This window comes from Cupriavidus sp. GW823-FHT07A04 (assembly GCF_058794615.1).
Window position 1 is genome coordinate 369,166 of sequence record NZ_JBXAHA010000006.1, and the last position, 16,333, is coordinate 385,498.

The 16,333-nt window shown below is 62.5% G+C and carries 19 protein-coding genes and 1 tRNA gene; 9 read left to right on the plus strand and 11 right to left on the minus strand.

All coding sequences use genetic code 11. The features are described 5' to 3' along the window. Positions 1 to 30: 30 nt before the first annotated feature. On the minus strand, positions 31 to 1,263 hold the full coding sequence (locus AC1Q7Q_RS13345) for a pyridoxal phosphate-dependent aminotransferase (RefSeq protein ID WP_183031328.1): 1,233 nt from the start codon (positions 1,261 to 1,263) through the stop codon (positions 31 to 33). 318 nt (positions 1,264 to 1,581) lie between these two features. Here AC1Q7Q_RS13345 and AC1Q7Q_RS13350 point away from each other — a divergent pair, with 318 nt between their 5' ends. The 5 genes from AC1Q7Q_RS13350 to AC1Q7Q_RS13370 all read left to right on the plus strand — a co-directional run bounded on the left by AC1Q7Q_RS13350 (position 1,582) and on the right by AC1Q7Q_RS13370 (position 6,050). Continuing rightward, a complete protein-coding gene (locus AC1Q7Q_RS13350; RefSeq protein WP_150983650.1) occupies positions 1,582 to 1,962 on the plus strand; it encodes an Mth938-like domain-containing protein in 381 nt (126 codons plus the stop codon). 145 nt (positions 1,963 to 2,107) lie between these two features. After that, positions 2,108 to 2,572: a peroxiredoxin gene (locus tag AC1Q7Q_RS13355; RefSeq protein ID WP_150983651.1), complete on the plus strand. Its 465-nt coding sequence runs from the start codon at positions 2,108 to 2,110 to the stop codon at positions 2,570 to 2,572. Positions 2,573 to 2,943: 371 nt separating this feature from the next. Continuing rightward, on the plus strand, positions 2,944 to 4,665 hold the full coding sequence (locus AC1Q7Q_RS13360; protein WP_043347227.1) for a PhoH family protein: 1,722 nt from the start codon (positions 2,944 to 2,946) through the stop codon (positions 4,663 to 4,665). Between the two features lie 209 nt (positions 4,666 to 4,874). Further along, positions 4,875 to 5,297, plus strand: a complete 423-nt coding sequence (locus AC1Q7Q_RS13365; RefSeq protein WP_492376381.1) for a hypothetical protein — start codon at positions 4,875 to 4,877, stop codon at positions 5,295 to 5,297. Positions 5,298 to 5,372: 75 nt separating this feature from the next. Further along, a complete protein-coding gene (locus AC1Q7Q_RS13370; protein ID WP_492376380.1) occupies positions 5,373 to 6,050 on the plus strand; it encodes a C40 family peptidase in 678 nt (225 codons plus the stop codon). A 105-nt stretch (positions 6,051 to 6,155) separates the two neighbouring features. On the opposite strand, the gene AC1Q7Q_RS13375 is transcribed toward AC1Q7Q_RS13370, so the two are convergent. The 8 genes from AC1Q7Q_RS13375 to AC1Q7Q_RS13410 all read right to left on the minus strand — a co-directional run bounded on the left by AC1Q7Q_RS13375 (position 6,156) and on the right by AC1Q7Q_RS13410 (position 12,280). Continuing rightward, positions 6,156 to 7,166, minus strand: coding sequence for an inorganic phosphate transporter (locus AC1Q7Q_RS13375; RefSeq protein WP_416048916.1), 1,011 nt, complete (start codon positions 7,164 to 7,166; stop codon positions 6,156 to 6,158). A gap of 13 nt (positions 7,167 to 7,179) precedes the next feature. After that, positions 7,180 to 7,806, minus strand: coding sequence for a DUF47 domain-containing protein (locus AC1Q7Q_RS13380; protein ID WP_043347240.1), 627 nt, complete (start codon positions 7,804 to 7,806; stop codon positions 7,180 to 7,182). A gap of 211 nt (positions 7,807 to 8,017) precedes the next feature. Further along, positions 8,018 to 9,409, minus strand: a complete 1,392-nt coding sequence (locus AC1Q7Q_RS13385) for a replicative DNA helicase (protein ID WP_043347242.1) — start codon at positions 9,407 to 9,409, stop codon at positions 8,018 to 8,020. A 256-nt stretch (positions 9,410 to 9,665) separates the two neighbouring features. Beyond that, positions 9,666 to 10,118: a 50S ribosomal protein L9 gene (rplI, locus tag AC1Q7Q_RS13390; RefSeq protein ID WP_150983655.1), complete on the minus strand. Its 453-nt coding sequence runs from the start codon at positions 10,116 to 10,118 to the stop codon at positions 9,666 to 9,668. Between the two features lie 31 nt (positions 10,119 to 10,149). Next, a complete protein-coding gene (gene rpsR / locus AC1Q7Q_RS13395; protein ID WP_006163606.1) occupies positions 10,150 to 10,428 on the minus strand; it encodes a 30S ribosomal protein S18 in 279 nt (92 codons plus the stop codon). A gap of 3 nt (positions 10,429 to 10,431) precedes the next feature. Continuing rightward, a complete protein-coding gene (priB, locus tag AC1Q7Q_RS13400) occupies positions 10,432 to 10,731 on the minus strand; it encodes a primosomal replication protein N (RefSeq protein ID WP_043352030.1) in 300 nt (99 codons plus the stop codon). A gap of 74 nt (positions 10,732 to 10,805) precedes the next feature. Beyond that, positions 10,806 to 11,180 (minus strand): 30S ribosomal protein S6, encoded by a 375-nt coding sequence (gene rpsF, locus AC1Q7Q_RS13405; protein ID WP_006163598.1) that lies wholly within the window; start codon positions 11,178 to 11,180, stop codon positions 10,806 to 10,808. A gap of 101 nt (positions 11,181 to 11,281) precedes the next feature. Beyond that, positions 11,282 to 12,280 (minus strand): asparaginase, encoded by a 999-nt coding sequence (locus AC1Q7Q_RS13410; RefSeq protein WP_492376379.1) that lies wholly within the window; start codon positions 12,278 to 12,280, stop codon positions 11,282 to 11,284. Positions 12,281 to 12,509: 229 nt separating this feature from the next. Here AC1Q7Q_RS13410 and lexA point away from each other — a divergent pair, with 229 nt between their 5' ends. The 3 genes from lexA (at position 12,510) to AC1Q7Q_RS13425 (ending at position 13,626) form a co-directional block, all read left to right on the plus strand. Then, on the plus strand, positions 12,510 to 13,166 hold the full coding sequence (gene lexA, locus AC1Q7Q_RS13415; protein WP_006163593.1) for a transcriptional repressor LexA: 657 nt from the start codon (positions 12,510 to 12,512) through the stop codon (positions 13,164 to 13,166). 108 nt (positions 13,167 to 13,274) lie between these two features. Then, on the plus strand, positions 13,275 to 13,445 hold the full coding sequence (locus AC1Q7Q_RS13420) for a hypothetical protein (protein ID WP_170301734.1): 171 nt from the start codon (positions 13,275 to 13,277) through the stop codon (positions 13,443 to 13,445). 105 nt (positions 13,446 to 13,550) lie between these two features. Then, positions 13,551 to 13,626, plus strand: a tRNA-His gene (locus AC1Q7Q_RS13425). A gap of 308 nt (positions 13,627 to 13,934) precedes the next feature. Here the strand turns inward: AC1Q7Q_RS13425 and AC1Q7Q_RS13430 are convergent. Together AC1Q7Q_RS13430 and AC1Q7Q_RS13435 are read right to left on the minus strand one after the other, a co-directional pair. Further along, positions 13,935 to 14,213 (minus strand): hypothetical protein, encoded by a 279-nt coding sequence (locus AC1Q7Q_RS13430; protein ID WP_492376377.1) that lies wholly within the window; start codon positions 14,211 to 14,213, stop codon positions 13,935 to 13,937. A gap of 2 nt (positions 14,214 to 14,215) precedes the next feature. After that, entirely contained in the window at positions 14,216 to 14,884 is a 669-nt protein-coding gene (locus AC1Q7Q_RS13435; RefSeq protein WP_492376376.1) for a class I SAM-dependent methyltransferase, read from the minus strand. A 358-nt stretch (positions 14,885 to 15,242) separates the two neighbouring features. Between AC1Q7Q_RS13435 and AC1Q7Q_RS13440 the strand changes: the two genes are divergently transcribed. Continuing rightward, complete coding sequence (locus AC1Q7Q_RS13440) at positions 15,243 to 16,184, plus strand: DUF808 domain-containing protein (protein WP_492376375.1); 942 nt, start codon at positions 15,243 to 15,245, stop codon at positions 16,182 to 16,184. The last annotated feature ends 149 nt before the right edge of the window (positions 16,185 to 16,333 follow it).

Genomic DNA, 16,333 nt, shown 5'->3' on the forward strand with positions numbered 1-16,333 from the left:
AAAAATGGATTGCGCCGCAAGCGTGCCGGTTCAGGCCGCGCGGCCGTGGCGTTTGCGGTAGGTCTCGAGGAAGCGCCCGACGCGGCTGATGGCCTCGCGCAGGTCTTCCTCGTGGGGCAGGAACACGATACGGAAATGGTCGGGCTTGCCCCAGTTGAAGCCAGTGCCCTGCACCAGCAGCACCTTGGACTCCTGCAGCAGCTCATAAATGAACTCCTGGTCGTCCTGGATCGGGTACATCGACAGGTCGAGCTTGGGGAACAGGTACAGCGCGGCCTTGGGCTTGACGCAGGTGACACCCGGGATCTGCGTGATCAGCTCATGGGCAAGATCGCGCTGGCGGCGCAGGCGCCCGCCTTCGCCCACCAGGTCGTTGATGCTCTGGTAGCCTCCCAGCGCGGTCTGGATGGCCCACTGGGCCGGCACATTGGCGCACAGGCGCATCGAGGACAGCATGTTCAGCCCCTCGATATAGTCCAGCGCGGGCCGCTTGTCGCCCGACACCACCATCCAGCCGGCGCGGTAGCCGCACGAGCGGTAGTTCTTGGACAGGCCGTTGAAGGTCACGGTCAGCACATCGGTCGACAACGCGGCGATGGACGTGTGGCTATGGCCGTCGTACAGCACTTTGTCGTAGATCTCGTCAGCAAAGATGATCAGGCCGTGTTCGCGCGCGATCGTCACGATGGACTTGAGCAACTCGTCCGAATACAACGCACCGGTGGGGTTGTTCGGGTTGATGACGACGATGGCCTTGGTATTCGGCGTGATCTTGGCGCGGATATCGTCCAGGTCGGGCATCCACTCATTGGCCTCGTCGCACACATAGTGCACCGGGGTGCCGCCCGACAGGCTCACCGCCGCGGTCCACAGCGGGTAGTCCGGCGCCGGGACCAGCACTTCGTCGCCGCTGTTGAGCAGCGCATTCATGGACATCACGATCAACTCGGAGGCACCGTTGCCAACGTAGATGTCGTCCAGCCCCACACCCTCGATATTCTTCTGCTGCGTGTAGTGCATGATCGCCTTGCGCGCGGCGAAGATGCCCTTGGAGTCCGAGTAGCCAGCCGAATTGGGCAGGTTGCGCATCATGTCCTGCTGGATCTCTTCCGGCGCATCGAAGCCGAAGACGGCCAGGTTGCCGATGTTCAGCTTGATGATCTTGTGGCCTTCCTCTTCCATCTGCTTGGCCTTCTCCAGCACCGGGCCGCGGATGTCATAGCAAACATTGTTGAGCTTGTTGGATTTCTGGATCGGTTTCACGGCGATGTTGGCAGGAGGCAAGCGCCGCCGGGTAGCGGCGGCTATCTAGGGAATCTGGGTGGAAATGGAGCGGCCCGGGTAGCCTGTGCGCTGCGTTGCAACGCAAAACGTGGCAGGCAGGGAGGCAAAAGCTATAATTTATCGGATTATGACAGACTTCGGCAGGGATTCTTGCATTGCAGCGTACGCCGCCGGTACCACGGGGCCGCGGCAAAGCCGCCCGGCCCGCCTGCCTCAAAATGCTCTCAACCCGCCCTGCGCTGCCCCGGCCGAGTCGCCGCGCGCGCCGCGAAGGGCAGCGCCAGATAAGGTTCGCCCTTGAAACTCCACGCTGACCAGCCCAATGCCCTCAATACGGTAACGTCGTACGGCCCGGGCTATATCGAAATCAATATGGTGCGCCACACCCAATCCGTGCTGGTCATGCCCGAAGGCGAGATCCGGCCCTGGCCGGTGCAACGCTTCGAAGACCTGGAACCCGCGCACTTCGAGGGCCTGCTGGCGCACTCGCCCGAGGTGGTGCTGCTGGGCACCGGCAGCCGCCTGCGCTTCCCGCATCCCCGGCTGACCGCCTCACTGGCGCGCCTGCATGTCGGGGTGGACGCCATGGATCTGCAGGCCGCCTGCCGCACATACAACATCCTGATGGCTGAAGGCCGCAAAGTGGCGGCCATCCTGCTGCTGGAGGAACCTGCCTGAGCCCGCCCGGCGGCCCGGGAGGCCGGTTCTCGCAAGTTAGGCACACGCCACGCTTGAAGTTAGCCGCCCTGCCCCCATCTGCCGCCACCATGGTGACCGCACTCACGCAGCCACCCCCTTCCTGTCCCTCCCAGGAGCCATAAGAATGACAACAGCCAGTCTCAGCCAGCCCGTACCCGATTTCAGCGCGCCCGCCACCGGCGGCACGTTCAGCCTTGCCGCCCAGCGTGGCAAAACCGTCGTCCTGTATTTCTATCCCAAGGACAACACCCCGGGCTGCACCACCGAAGCCATGAACTTCCGCGACCAGCATGACGACTTCGTCAAGGCAGGCACGGTGGTCTTCGGCATCTCGCGCGACAGCCTGAAGTCACACGAGAACTTCAAGGCCAAGCTGGAACTGCCCTTCGAGTTGATCTCCGATGGCGATGAAGCCGTGTGCCATCTGTTCGATGTCATCAAGATGAAGAAAATGTATGGCAAGGAAGTGCGCGGCATCGAGCGCAGCACCTTCATCATCGACGGCAAGGGCATCCTGCGCCATGCGCTGCGCGGCATCAAGGTGCCCAACCACGTCGACGAGGTGCTGGAAATCGTGCGCGGACTCTGATCCGGGGCTTGATCCACGGCGATTCGGCCCGGCGCTTTAATGCGGCGCAGCAACACCTTCAAAAGTCCTCTCGGCAAGCGATTGCAAAAGAGAAAACCTTCGGATACATTGACCTTTAATGAGTTCAAGATCCGGATGCCACGCTGCTTCATCGTCCCGGCCCAGGCGCACCCTGCCACAGGCCGGTAGCGGACCTGCCGTGTCTCCGGTCCGAAAAAAAGCCGCCAAACCTGCTACCCAGGTTGGCGGCTTTTTTGTTTGTGTGTTTTGTACGCACAGGACACGATCCCCAAGTACGCGGCGCCATGCGGCCGCGCCGGTGTCCTGCGCCGTTTTCCAGCCGTCTTCTCCCCCTGAAAGGAAAGCCTAGCATGCCGCTGCCGACCATGCCCGCCAAGCCTGCCCAATTGCTTGACCCGAGCGAATTCGCCCCGGTGACCAAGCTGACTAAGGCCAAATCAGCGTCGCAGGGTAAGAAACCTGTGCCGGCGCTGGAGCGTGTGGCCTTGCTGGAAACCGGAACTAGCAAAGCGGAAAATGCGCCGGCCGTGGTGGCCAGCGCCAGCGGTTCGACGCGAGCGCGCACCAAGGATGCGCCGCCGTCCGCGCTGAAGTCCGTGCCGTCGCTGGCCGCCGTGCCCAAGGCTCCCGCCAAGGCCCCCGGCACGACCAACCGTCGCATGCAAAAACACACCGGCCCCAGCAAGCTGTTCGTGTTGGACACCAATGTGTTGATGCACGACCCGTCCTCTCTGTTCCGCTTCGAAGAGCACGACGTCTATCTGCCGATGATGACGCTCGAGGAGCTGGACAACCACAAGAAGGGCATGAGCGAAGTCGCGCGCAACGCCCGCACCGTCAGCCGCACCCTCGATGCGCTGGTGGGCGGCACCGACGGCGTGCTCGACGACGGCTTGCCGCTCGCCAAGCTGGGCAACCGCGACGCGCAGGGCAAGCTGTTCCTGCAAACCAAGCTCAATGAGATCAAGCTGCCCGACGGCCTGCCGCAGGGCAAGGCGGACAACCAGATCCTGGGCGTGGTCAGCGCCCTGCAGCAGCAGTTCCCGGAGCGCCAGGTGGTGCTGGTGTCGAAAGACATCAACATGCGCATCAAGGCGCGCGCGCTCGGCCTGCCCGCCGAGGATTACTTCAACGACCAGGTCCTCGAGGACAAGGACCTGCTGTACTCGGGCGTGATGCTGCTGCCCAACGACTTCTGGGCCAAGCATGGCAAGGGGGTGGAAAGCTGGCAGGACCCGAAGTCCGGCGCGATGTTCTATCGCCTGACAGGCCCGCTGGTGCCTTCTTTCCTGGTCAACCAGTTTGTCTTCCTGGAACCCAGCGACGGTAGCCTGCCGCTGTACGCCCAGGTCAAGGAGATCAACGGCAAGACCGCGCTGCTGCAAACGCTCAAGGACTACACGCACCACAAGAACAATGTGTGGAGCGTGACCGCCCGCAACCGCGAGCAGAACTTCGCGCTCAACCTTCTGATGCATCCTGAGATCGACTTCGTCACCCTGCTGGGCCAGGCCGGTACCGGCAAGACCCTGCTGGCGCTTGCCGCGGGCCTGGAGCAGGTGCTCGACCAGAAGCTCTACAACGAGATCATCGTCACCCGCGCCACCGTGCCGGTCGGCGAGGATATCGGCTTCCTGCCGGGCACCGAGGAAGAAAAGATGCAGCCCTGGATGGGCGCCTTCGACGACAACCTGGAAGTGCTGCAAAAGAGCGACGACAGCGCCGGCGAGTGGGGTCGCGCGGCCACCCAGGAACTGATCCGCTCGCGTATCAAGGTCAAGAGCATGAACTTCATGCGCGGACGTACTTTCGTCAACAAGTTCGTCATCATCGACGAGGCCCAGAACCTGACGCCCAAGCAGATGAAGACGCTGGTAACGCGTGCCGGCCCCGGCACCAAGATCATCTGCCTGGGCAACATCGCGCAGATCGACACGCCTTACCTGACCGAAGGATCGTCCGGCCTTACCTACGTGGTCGACCGGTTCAAGGGCTGGAGCCACAGTGGCCATGTGACGCTGGCGCGCGGTGAACGCTCGCGCCTGGCCGACCATGCCGCGGATGTCCTCTAAGGGGCGGGGGCGCATCATCGCTGAAGACTAAGCTTTCGCAACCTCTGGCACCATCGGATGCCTTGTAGGACCACGACCGGCAGATTTGCCTGCCGGCGTGGCCTAGCATCAAAGCATCCGGAGCGCCCGCCATTTCGGCATCTCGCGTGCCGGCGCTTGGCGGGCGCTTTTTTTGCCCCTCCCGGCTTGTTGGATCGATGGAGACATTGATGGACAACCACCTGCACCACACACCGCTGCGGCTCGCGCTGGCCAGCAGCGTCGCAATTGCCGCGGCCGCGTTGCTTGCGGGTCCCGCGCTCGCCGCTGACGAAATGGTAATCCGCACCATGGGACCCGTCAGCTACGTCTGCGGCGGCATTGCCGCGGACGAACAACAGCAACTGGCCGCGCAGCAAAAGAACTTCAACATGGGCCTGCTGTTCACCCAGGGGGAGCGCGGCGAATTCCTCGCCGACGTGGCCGTCAAGATGACGCGCGAAGGCCACGAAGTGGCCAGCTTTACCGCTTCCGGGCCCAAGTGCCTGATCAAGGCCCCGCAAGGCAGCTACAATATCGAAGCGACTTATAAGGGACAGGCCAAGTCGGTCAACGTGAGTACGGGCACCTACAACGCGCAATTGCGCTGGTAAGGCGCCAGGGGAGGCACCCTCGCCGCGCTGCACCCCTCACGCCACGGCTCCTGGCCCGGGATCGGACCAAGAAGGATGCCTCTGCGCCAGATAGCCCCTGCCGGAAGACGTGTGCCCAGCCTGGCCCACGCCTTCCACACTGCCCGCCTGCCCCTGCTTTGCGCGGCGGCATTGCTGCTCGCCGCCTGCGCTTCGACGCCGCCTGGGCGCTATAGCGCCCAGCCGCGGCCGGCAGGCACCCCCATGGTGGATCCCAGCGCCGGGCTGGAAGAAGTCTCCATCCAGGCGATGTCGCTGGTTGGCACGCCCTATCGCTACGGCGGCAATACGCCTGACTCGGGCTTCGACTGCAGCGGCCTGGTCCGCTATGTGGTGCTGCGCGCCGCCAACGTCAACCTGCCACGCACCACCGAAGCCATGGGCGACCGCGGCGTCTCGCTGGAGCGCAGCCAGGTGGCCTCGGGCGACCTGGTTTTCTTCAATACCACCGGCCGGGCCAATTCGCATGTCGGCATCTATGTCGGGCAGAATCGCTTTGTCCACGCCCCCTCCACCGGCGGCACGGTACGGCTCGAGGACATGACCAAGTCGTACTGGGCCTCCCGGTACAACGGCGCGCGGCGGGTTGCATCGGGAATCAACCAGGCGCCGGCATCGGTCGCGCCCCCGGCCGCACCAGCAGCACCGCCGCCTTCCGTTGCGCCCCCGGCCCCCGTGGATGACGATCCGATTGCCGCGTTCGCCAATCGATAGCCATCGCAATAGCCATCGGCTCCGGCATTCCCGACAAACAAAAAGCCAGGCATAGCGCCTGGCTTTTTGTTTGCTTGTCGAGCGAGAATCCGATGACCCGGAGGCTTAGAGGATCTGCCGGCCAATCCACCATGCGATGGCGGCCATGAAGGCGGATGCGGGAATCGTCAGCACCCAGGCCCAGACGATATTGCCGGCCACGCCCCAGCGCACCGCCGACATCTTCTGCACCGAGCCCACGCCGACAATGGCGCCGGTGATGGTATGGGTGGTCGACACCGGCACGCCCAGCGCCGAAGCAATGAACAGCGTGATCGCGCCGCCCGTCTCCGCGCAAAAGCCGCCTACCGGCTTGAGCTTGGTGATCTTCTGGCCCATGGTGCGCACGATGCGCCAGCCGCCAAACATGGTGCCCATGCCGATCGCCACGTAGCAGGAAACGATGACCCAGATCGGCGGCTCCGCACCGCCCTGCGCCACGTGGCCGCTGGCGATCAGCAACATCCAGATGATGCCGATGGTCTTCTGCGCGTCATTGCCGCCATGGCCCAGGCTGTACAGCGATGCCGAGACCAGCTGCAGCCTGCGGAACCAGCGATCGACCCGCGACGGCGGCGTACGGAAGAATGTCCAGGCCACGATCACCATCATCAACGAGCCGAGCAGGAAGCCCAGCAACGGCGAAATGACGATAAAAGCCACGGTCTTGAGAAGACCGCCGCCCACCAGTGCGCTGGTGCCGCTCTTGGCCACCGCAGCCCCAACCAAGCCACCGATCAGCGCGTGCGAGGACGACGAGGGAATGCCGTAGTACCAGGTGATCAGGTTCCAGGCAATGGCACCCATCAGGGCTCCGAAGATCACGTAGTGATCGACGATGTTGACGTCGATCGTGCCAGTGCCGACGGTTGCCGCCACCTTCAGGTGGAAGATGAAAATCGCCACCACATTGCACATGGCCGCCATGGCCACCGCGTGGTGCGGCTTGAGCACGCCCGTCGACACCACCGTGGCAATCGAGTTGGCGGCATCGTGAAAGCCGTTCATGAAATCGAACAGCAGGGCGAGAGCCACCAGCAGGCCAATGACCCACAGGCTCATTTGTATTGTTTGCATGCCGATTTGTGCCTCAGGCGTTTTCCAGGACGATGCCTTCGAGAATGTTGGCGACGTCCTCGCACTTGTCGGTAATGGTTTCGAGCTGTTCGTAGATCGCCTTCAGCTTGATCAGGCGCTTGACGTCCGTTTCGTCGCGGAACAGCTTGGACATGGCGGCGCGCATCACGCGATCAGCCTCGGACTCGAGCTGGTCGATCTGCTGCGCGGTCTTCAGGATGGCGCCGGCATTGCTCATGTCCTCGAGCAGGCCGACCGCGATCTTGACCTGGTCGCAACACTGCACGCAGATGGAGGCCAGCTTGCGCGCCTCATCGGTCAGGCTGGTCACGTCGTACAGCGAGATGGTTTCAGCCACGTCTTCCATCAGGTCGAGGATGTCGTCCATGGTGGTGATGAGCTTGTGGATCTCATCGCGGTCCAGCGGCGTGATGAAGGTCTTGTGCAGCAGGTCGATCGTGTCGTGCGTGATGCGGTCGGCTTTCTTTTCCGTGGCCTGCACGCGGCGAGCGTGGGCCTCGGCATTGGGCAGGTCGTTGACCAGCACTTCCAGCTCGCGGGCGGCGGTCACCGCGCAATCGGCATGCTGGTTGAAGTATTCGAAGAACTTGCCCTCAGTGGGCATGAATCGGCCGAACATGGAATGTTCCTTGTCGAAGCGCGGGGGCGCCGCGGGTAGTTACTGAATCAGGCGGATACGCATTAAACGACAGCCGCCCGAGGGCGGCTGTCATCAAAACGCAATATTTTACAGGTTTGTGCGGCGATGCCGGGGGACTTTGACACGCGGCAGGCACGATCGACTGTGGCCACCGAGCCACGATGCCCGGCAAGCCGCGCCAAGACTGGCTTCAGTTGTCGTTGTCGAAGAAGGCGGGGCCACCGCTGAAGTTGTCGAACTTGGTGAACTGGCCCAGGAACGTCAGCCGCACGGTGCCAATCGGGCCATTACGCTGCTTGCCGATGATGATCTCGGACGTGCCCTTGTCCTGCGAATCGGGGTTGTAGACCTCGTCGCGGTAAATAAACAGGATCACGTCGGCATCCTGCTCGATAGCGCCGGATTCACGCAAGTCGGACATCACCGGGCGCTTGTTCGGGCGCTGTTCCAGGCTTCGGTTCAGCTGCGACAGTGCAATCACCGGGCAGTTGAGTTCCTTGGCCAGGCCCTTGAGCGAGCGCGAGATTTCCGAGATTTCGGTGGCGCGGTTTTCCCCGCCGCCCGAGCCCGACATCAGCTGCAGGTAATCGATGACAATCAGTCCGAGCTGGCCGCACTGGCGCGCCAGCCGGCGCGAACGGGCGCGCAACTCCATCGAGCTCAGTGCCGGCGTTTCGTCGATGAACAATTGCGCATCGTTCATGCGCTGGATGGCGTGCGTGAGCCGCGGCCAGTCTTCGTCAAGCAGGCGGCCGGTACGCAGGCGGTGCTGGTCAAGCCGGCCGACCGAGCCCAGCATACGCATGGCCAGCTGCGTGCCCGCCATTTCCATGGAGAACACGGCCACCGGCAGGCCCTGCTCCACCGCCACGTGCTCGCCGATATTCAGCGAGAAAGCGGTCTTACCCATGGAGGGGCGCCCCGCCACGATGATCAGGTCGCCGGCCTGCATGCCACTGGTCATGCGGTCCAGGTCGATAAAACCGGTAGGCACGCCGGTGACGTCGGTGCTCGAGTCACGGTGGTACAGCTCGTCGATGCGCTCGACCACCTGGGTCAGCAGTGGCTGGATTTCCTGGAACCCCTTCTGCCCGCGCGAGCCTTCCTCGGCGATGGCGAACACCTTGGATTCCGCCTCGTCGAGCAGCTCCCGCACCTCGCGCCCTTTGGGGGCGAAAGCCGCGGTAGCGATATCGTCGGCCACCGTCACCAGCTTGCGCAGCACCGAGCGCTCGCGCACGATCTCCGCATAGCGGCGGATATTGGCCGCGCTAGGCGTGTTCTGCGCCAGGGAATTCAGATAGGCCAGGCCGCCCACCTCTTCCGCCTTGCCAGCGCCTTGCAGCGACTCGTAGACGGTGATGACGTCGGCCGGCTTGGTAGCGGCGATCAACCGGGAGATGCTCTGGAAGATCATCCGGTGATCGAAGCGATAGAAATCGGCTTCGTTCAGGAAGTCGGCGATACGGTCCCAGGCGGCATTGTCCAGCAGCAGGCCACCCAGCACCGATTGCTCGGCCTCGATGGAATGCGGCGGTACCTTGAGATTGTCTAGTTGGGGGTCTGCGACAGGCGCGTTCATAGGGGGGGATTATAACGGTCGACGCCAGCGAGCCGGCGGAGAATTCGCAGCCGGCTGTTGGGGCATCCTGCCGTGTGACGGCGGGACAACCGGCCCCGCCCCGTAGCAGTCGGGCAATCAGGCAAGCAAGGGGCGCGGCCAAACAAAAAGGCAGGAGCGCGATGCTCCTGCCTTTTTGTTTGGTCAAGCAAGCGGCGCTGGCATCCGGCTCCCACCAGCCCGAAGGACAAGTGGAAACCGGCAGCAAGGCCGATGCTTAGGCGTGTTCGCCCAGGACGGAAACCGTCACGTCGACCAGCACGTCGGTGTGCAGCGAGACGCTGACCGGGTGGTCGCCAACAACCTTCAGCGGACCATTGGGCAGGCGCACTTGCGCCTTCTCGACCTTGAAGCCTTGGCCAGCCAGGGCTTCAGCGATGTCGGCGTTGGTCACCGAACCGAACAGGCGGCCGTCCACACCCGACTTCTGGGTGATCTGCACGGTCAGGCCATTCAGCTTTTCGCCTTCAGCTTGCGAAGCTGCCAGCTTTTCAGCGGCTGCCTTTTCCAGTTCGGCGCGCTTGACTTCGAACTCGCTGATAGCGGTCTGGGTAGCGCGGCGGGCCTTCTTGTTCGGGATCAGGAAGTTACGGGCGTAGCCGTCCTTCACGCGAACGATGTCACCCAGGTTGCCCAGGTTGATGACTTTTTCAAGCAGAATAATTTGCATCGTGTTTTCTCCTTAACGGACCTAGGGCCGATCAGTTCTTGTGCAGGTCGGTGTAGGGCATCAGCGCGAGGAAACGCGCGCGCTTGATGGCCGTGTCGAGCTGACGCTGATAGTGCGCCTTGGTGCCGGTCAGGCGGGCCGGCGTGATCTTGCCGTTGTCGCCGATGAAATCCTTCAGGGTGTCCAGATCCTTGTAGTCGATCTGTTCCACGCCAGCCACGGTGAAGCGGCAGAAGCGCTTGCGCTTGAACAGCGGGTTTTGCTGTTGGAAGCGCTTCTTGTTCTTGTTGTCACGTTTGACGAATGCCATGATTCAATCCTTTTCGAATGCTTTACATCCAGTGATGTGAAAGACGAGAGCCTTGCTGTTGCGGTGCCTGCGGGCCAGGAATCCTTCGCAGTCGAGCATCGCGCCGAGCGGAGTACGCTCAAGCCGCTGGCCGATCTGACCAATTCCCATGGCGGCGATGGCGAACTCCACCTGCCTGGGCGTTTGCGCCTCGACCGTCTCGCCCGCGTACTGCAAGATGCAGTTGACCACGGGGACCCCGGCCGGGGTGTAACGCAAGGCATCGCGTTCCGCGAGCGTTGCGCAGAGCCTTAACTGGTTCAACGCACTCTCCCGCACCGATGCCCGCACTTGCCGCCGCGGCGATCAACGCCGGCGGCAACCACAACAGTCCGCACTTAGGCGGCCTGGACTTCGCTGGTCTGTTGCGCGGCCTTGCGAGCTTCTTCGCGCTGCACTTCCTTCATCATCGGGGACGGTGCGGTTTCAGCCTTCTTGGTCTGAACGATGAGGTGGCGCAGCACTGCATCGTTGAACTTGAACGCGTGTTCGAGTTCAGCCAGGGTTTCCTTGCCGCATTCGATGTTCAGGCAAACGTAGTGAGCCTTGGCCAGCTTCTGGATCATGTAGGCCATCTGACGGCGACCCCAGTCTTCCACGCGGTGGATCTGGCCTTCCTGGGACGTGACCAGCGTCTTGTAACGCTCGATCATGGCCGGGACTTGTTCGCTCTGGTCCGGATGGACGATAAATACGATTTCGTAATGACGCATTGACGCTCCTTTTGGATAAGCTGCCCGAGCGCCATGTCCGGTGCAGCAAGGTTGAATAGCCTTAAAGTATAGCGTGCTTTTACCATCCGGAGCAAGCCGCCTCAGTTTTCGGTGAATAGCGCCTGCAGCGCCGCCGGATCCTTTGCCAGTCCTGGCTCCGCAGCCAGAGCCAGCGCCAGGAGCACACGCGCCTTATAAGGATTGAGGTCGCCGGCCGAAACAAAAACGCCCGACGCCGGCCGGGGAGGCGCTGGAATCGCCACATGCCCCGCCCCTGTGCGCGAACTGCGCACCACTGCCACGCCGGCGCCGGCAGCATCGGTTAGCGCCTCCACCAGCGACTGGTGAACCGACCCGTTGCCAGCGGCCGCCACGACCAGGCCCGACACGCCCGCCTGCGCCAAGGCATCCACCACGATCCGCCCCGGCTCCGCATAGCTAGCCACGATCTCGACCTGCGGCCATGCGCAAGGGACCGGCCAGGCCTTGGCCGGCAAGCGACTGGGGGTACGCACAAAGCGCACGAGGTTGTCCTGAACAAAACCAATCGGCCCGGATACCGGCGACACAAACGCATTCACCGCCGATGTGTGCGCCTTCATCACGTCGCGCCCCGCGTGAATCTCCTGATTGATCACCAGCAGCACGCCCTTTGCCGTCGCGCCAGCATCCGCCGCTACGCGCACCGCATCCAGCAGGTTCAACGGGCCATCCGCCGACAACGAGGTCGACGGTCGCATCGCGGCCGTCAGCACAACTGGCACCCCACCCACGCAGGCCAGGTGCAGCAGCATGGCCGTCTCCTCCAGGGTATCGGTGCCGTGCGTAATGACGATGCCCGACACATCGGGCTGCGCAGACCAGAACGCCACGCGCTCCACCAGCCTGGACCAGAGCGCGAACGACATGTCCTTGCTATCTACCTGCGCAACCTGCTCGGCTTCGATCCGCGCCACCGTGCCCAGCGCCGGCACCGCATCGAGCAGCGCCGTCACCGGCACCGTCGCCGCCTGGTACTTCGCGCTGCTGGCTGGGTTGGAAGAAGAACCGGCAATGGTGCCGCCGGTAGCGAGCACGACGACACGAGGCAGGAGAGACATGGCGGAAATGAGCTCGGGAGCCCCAGAAAAGTTGAACAGTGCGCAACGCAAGACGCTTCAGGTGCCGCGGATTGTAACCCTCCGCCCACTCGCCACGGCACGCGCCAAGACCCGCGGGACGCACCTGTCAATGCGCAAACTCCCAAAAATTCCGCTTGCACTTCACTCGATACTGTATAAAATCACAGCATACTGTTTAAACATACAGTGCCTTCAAACACCGGCGACCATGGCGACCCTGACACCGCGACAGCAGCAGATTTTCGACTTGATCCGCAGCAGCCTCCAGCACACGGGCTTTCCGCCCACGCGCGCAGAGATCGCCGCCAAGTTCGGCTTCTCCTCACCCAATGCAGCCGAGGAACATTTACGTGCCCTGGCCCGCAAAGGCGTGATCGAGCTCACCCCCGGCGCCTCCCGCGGCATTCGCCTCAAGGTCTCCCGTAGCGACTCCGAGCTACCCGACCAGTTCTCCCTGCCTATGGCTGGCGTCATGCAGCTAACCCTGCCATTGGTCGGGCGCGTCGCAGCCGGCAGCCCGATCCTTGCCGCCGAACACATCGACCGCCAATACCAGGTCGACGCATCGGTGTTCGACGTGCAGCCCGACTACCTCCTCCGGGTGCGTGGTCTCAGCATGCGCGACGCCGGCATCCTCGATGGCGACCTGCTCGCCGTCAAGCGCGCCAGCGAAGCCGCCAACGGCAAGATCGTCGTCGCCCGCCTGGGCGACGACGTCACCGTCAAACGCCTCAACCGCCGCGGCGACACCATCGAGCTGATCGCCGAGAACCCCGACTTCCCCAGCATCATCGTGCAAGCCGGCCGCGAAGAGTTCTCACTAGAAGGCATCGCTGTCGGCCTCATCCGCCCCGGCGCCTTCTGACGAGTGCGGCTGAGGCGGGCGATCCCCGTACAAGCCGACACCCGATTGTGCCAACGCACCCGCGTAGCGGGTACCGCTAACTGTTGTTGCAAGTCACCAGGTGTAGCCATGCTGCCAGCCAACCGCCTCTCCGCCCGTCGCCCCGTCAAGCCCGTGCCCTTTCGCCAATCAAAAGGCGTGCGCATCTACCAGGGCGCGCAACGACGCACCATGGTTGGCAGCATGGCCGCTATCTGCCGAATGCTCGAGCTGGAGGAATCCTCCAAGCTGGCCGGTTAAACAGGTGGCACTAAAAAAAATTTGTGCAGAGTACTAGCCATCCGGCTTTTGGCATTGTATGATCTTGTTCTTCGTCGTTCGGCACCAAGCAGAACGACATCGACGGTGGCTGTAGCTCAGTTGGTAGAGTCCAGGATTGTGATTCCTGTCGTCGTGGGTTCGAGTCCCATCAGCCACCCCAGAATTCTTATTAGTATCAACGGCTTACGCTTTACCTAGTCGTTTCACGATACGAACTTTCCCACGGAAAGCGAAATTTTCCCACGGCGCCCTTGGCGCCGTTTTCGTTTTCTGCACTCGCGCGCGCCAAGATCCCTTCTTCCCCCTCTTGCTGTGGCCCACAGCGGTGGATTATTGCTGCCCACGCGCGAGAGTGGCCTCTACCCCTCCAGCTGGGCTTTGGTGCCGGACTGCCAGCCTTGGGGGCAGGCACTGAGCCAGTTCATCGACGAGGGCCCGCGAGTTCGGGGGGCGCGCCCGACGGCTCAATTAATCGGCAAGAGGAAAGCCGAAGACATCCCGCTCCAGGTCTTGCTCGAATGCCACCGTCCATGGGGCCCCAGCTCCGCCAGGATAGCGCCGAGCCTCGCCGCCGGCTACACGGGCGACGATGACCTCCCGCAAGATACGATTCGGCCCGCCGCTCAACGGAGTGCCTTCCTCCGCAGCCACATCGAAGTCCTCTCGTACAAATCCATGCAGTGCGCAAGCCGACTCGAAACCCTCGCGCTCATCCACTGGCAGTTCGTGGAATAACTTTTGAACCATGGCTATCTCCCAAAGCCTCGCCCGGATCCGGGCATGAGCATTTCGGACATCCCGGGACCGCTCGGCCATGCCATCTGCAAGGCAATCACGCTCCAGGAAATCGAGTCCCGGCCCTGCGTATCCTTACGCTGCCCGCAGTAGCTTTCGGTCAGGCCAACCGCTCGGCCAAGCGCCAGCGTCTCATCGGCAGAAACGTCGAACATCCTTCGACCTCGGGGAATAGGTCCGTGGCGGAGCGACATGATGATCGTGGCGCCCGGCGCTAGCAGCTCCGCGATCGAGTTCATCGCAATGGGTCGTTCGGTGGCATCCAGATGCATCCATACGGCAGTCAGCAGTATCAGCTCAAAATGCTCTCGCCTGGATCGCATCGCCGACAGGTGTGGCAGTGAATCATCCACCCACTCGATCGGCAATGCCGCGTGAATGCGTTGCCCCTCTCGACGCAATTCGCCCGTGGGTTCCACGGCCACAACCCGATGTCCCAAGCGGGCGAGCGCGGCCGCATCGCGGCCTGACCCTGCTCCGATATCCAGAATATTGCTGAGCTCACGTGGAAATAGGTGCAGTACGTCTCGGTGGATATCGTCGAACTGGAGGCTCTCGTACTGCTGCACCAATGCGGCCGCGTTCTCGCCATATCCGGCAGTACTTGCTGCTGCTTTTCTCATTCATGTCCCCTTCTCACTCCCAATGGGGGCGCTTCTGTGCTCATGTTCGGCAAGAGAGGCAGCGTGCCCCCCACCGACGGCGGATAGCAAGCAGGCGTGTAGTTTGGCATATTTCAATTACTCGTTGCTTGACCCCGACGAGACTTCCCGTAGACCGCCCTGCTATCCCGCCGGCGGTCTTTTTTTTGACGGATGCCCCAGGCGGCTCCGATTCACATCCTGAATTGCCAGCCCCCTAGAGGCGCGACGCCGGAATGGCGATGGTTCGCATCGCTTGCGACGCCTGTGGCACAGTATCGCGCTATGCGCCCTCCGTGCGACGGGGTGCTTTCCTTACGTCTACTTGGGAACCTTGGATATGGCCGGCACCAGCCTGCTTCTGCTGATCGACGACATCGCCTCCATCCTCGACGATGTAGCCACCATGAGTAAAGTTGCGGTCAAGAAAACAGCCGGCGTACTAGGCGACGACCTGGCCTTGAATGCGCAGCAGGTCAGCGGCGTGAAGGCAGAGCGCGAATTACCCGTTGTGTGGGCTGTAGCGTTGGGGTCCTTTCGCAACAAGGTGATTCTGGTGCCGGCAGCTCTGGCGATCAGCGCTGCCGTGCCCGCAGCCATCGTGCCACTGCTGATGGCTGGCGGCGCCTTTCTTTGCTACGAGGGATTCGAGAAGATTGCGCACCGTTTCCTGCATAGCGATTCCACTCAGGGGCAAACCGATTCCGAAGCGTCACAAGCGGCAAATCCCGAGACGGATATGGCTGCCTATGAGCAAGCCAAGATTCGCGGTGCGGTGCGCACTGATTTCATCCTGTCGGCGGAGATCATCGTGATCTCGCTCGGGACGGTATCCGGTGCGACATTCGGCACCCAGGTGGCCGTGTTGTCGACCATCTCTTTGATCATGACAGTGGGCGTCTACGGCCTGGTGGCGGGCATCGTCAAGTTGGACGATGCTGGCCTGTATCTTAGCCAGAAGGCTTCCGCCGGCGCGCGAGCCATTGGCCGCGGCATCCTGCGCCTGGCGCCTTGGTTGATGCGCACGCTGTCCATGATCGGCACAGCGGCGATGTTCCTGGTGGGGGGCGGGATTCTGGTTCACGGTATTCCTGCCGTGCATCATCTGGCAGGGCCCACGACTGAGATGCTGGCTGGGGTACCTATGATCGGAGCAGGCCTGGGAATGCTAGGCCCGGCATTGATCAATGCACTGACGGGCATCGTAGCGGGTGCACTGGTCACGGCTATAGTCGCCATTGCGAAACTTGGCATGCGCGCCCTGCGACCATCGGCGAGCTAATTTATTTCTTGCTTTCGAGATATTCGAAAGCAGATGCCGCAAAAGCAAAACCCCCCAGTACTTTCGTACTGGGGGGTTTCAAGGGAGAGCCTGGCGATTACCTACTTTCACACGGGTATCCGCACTATCATCGGCGTGGAGTCGTTTCA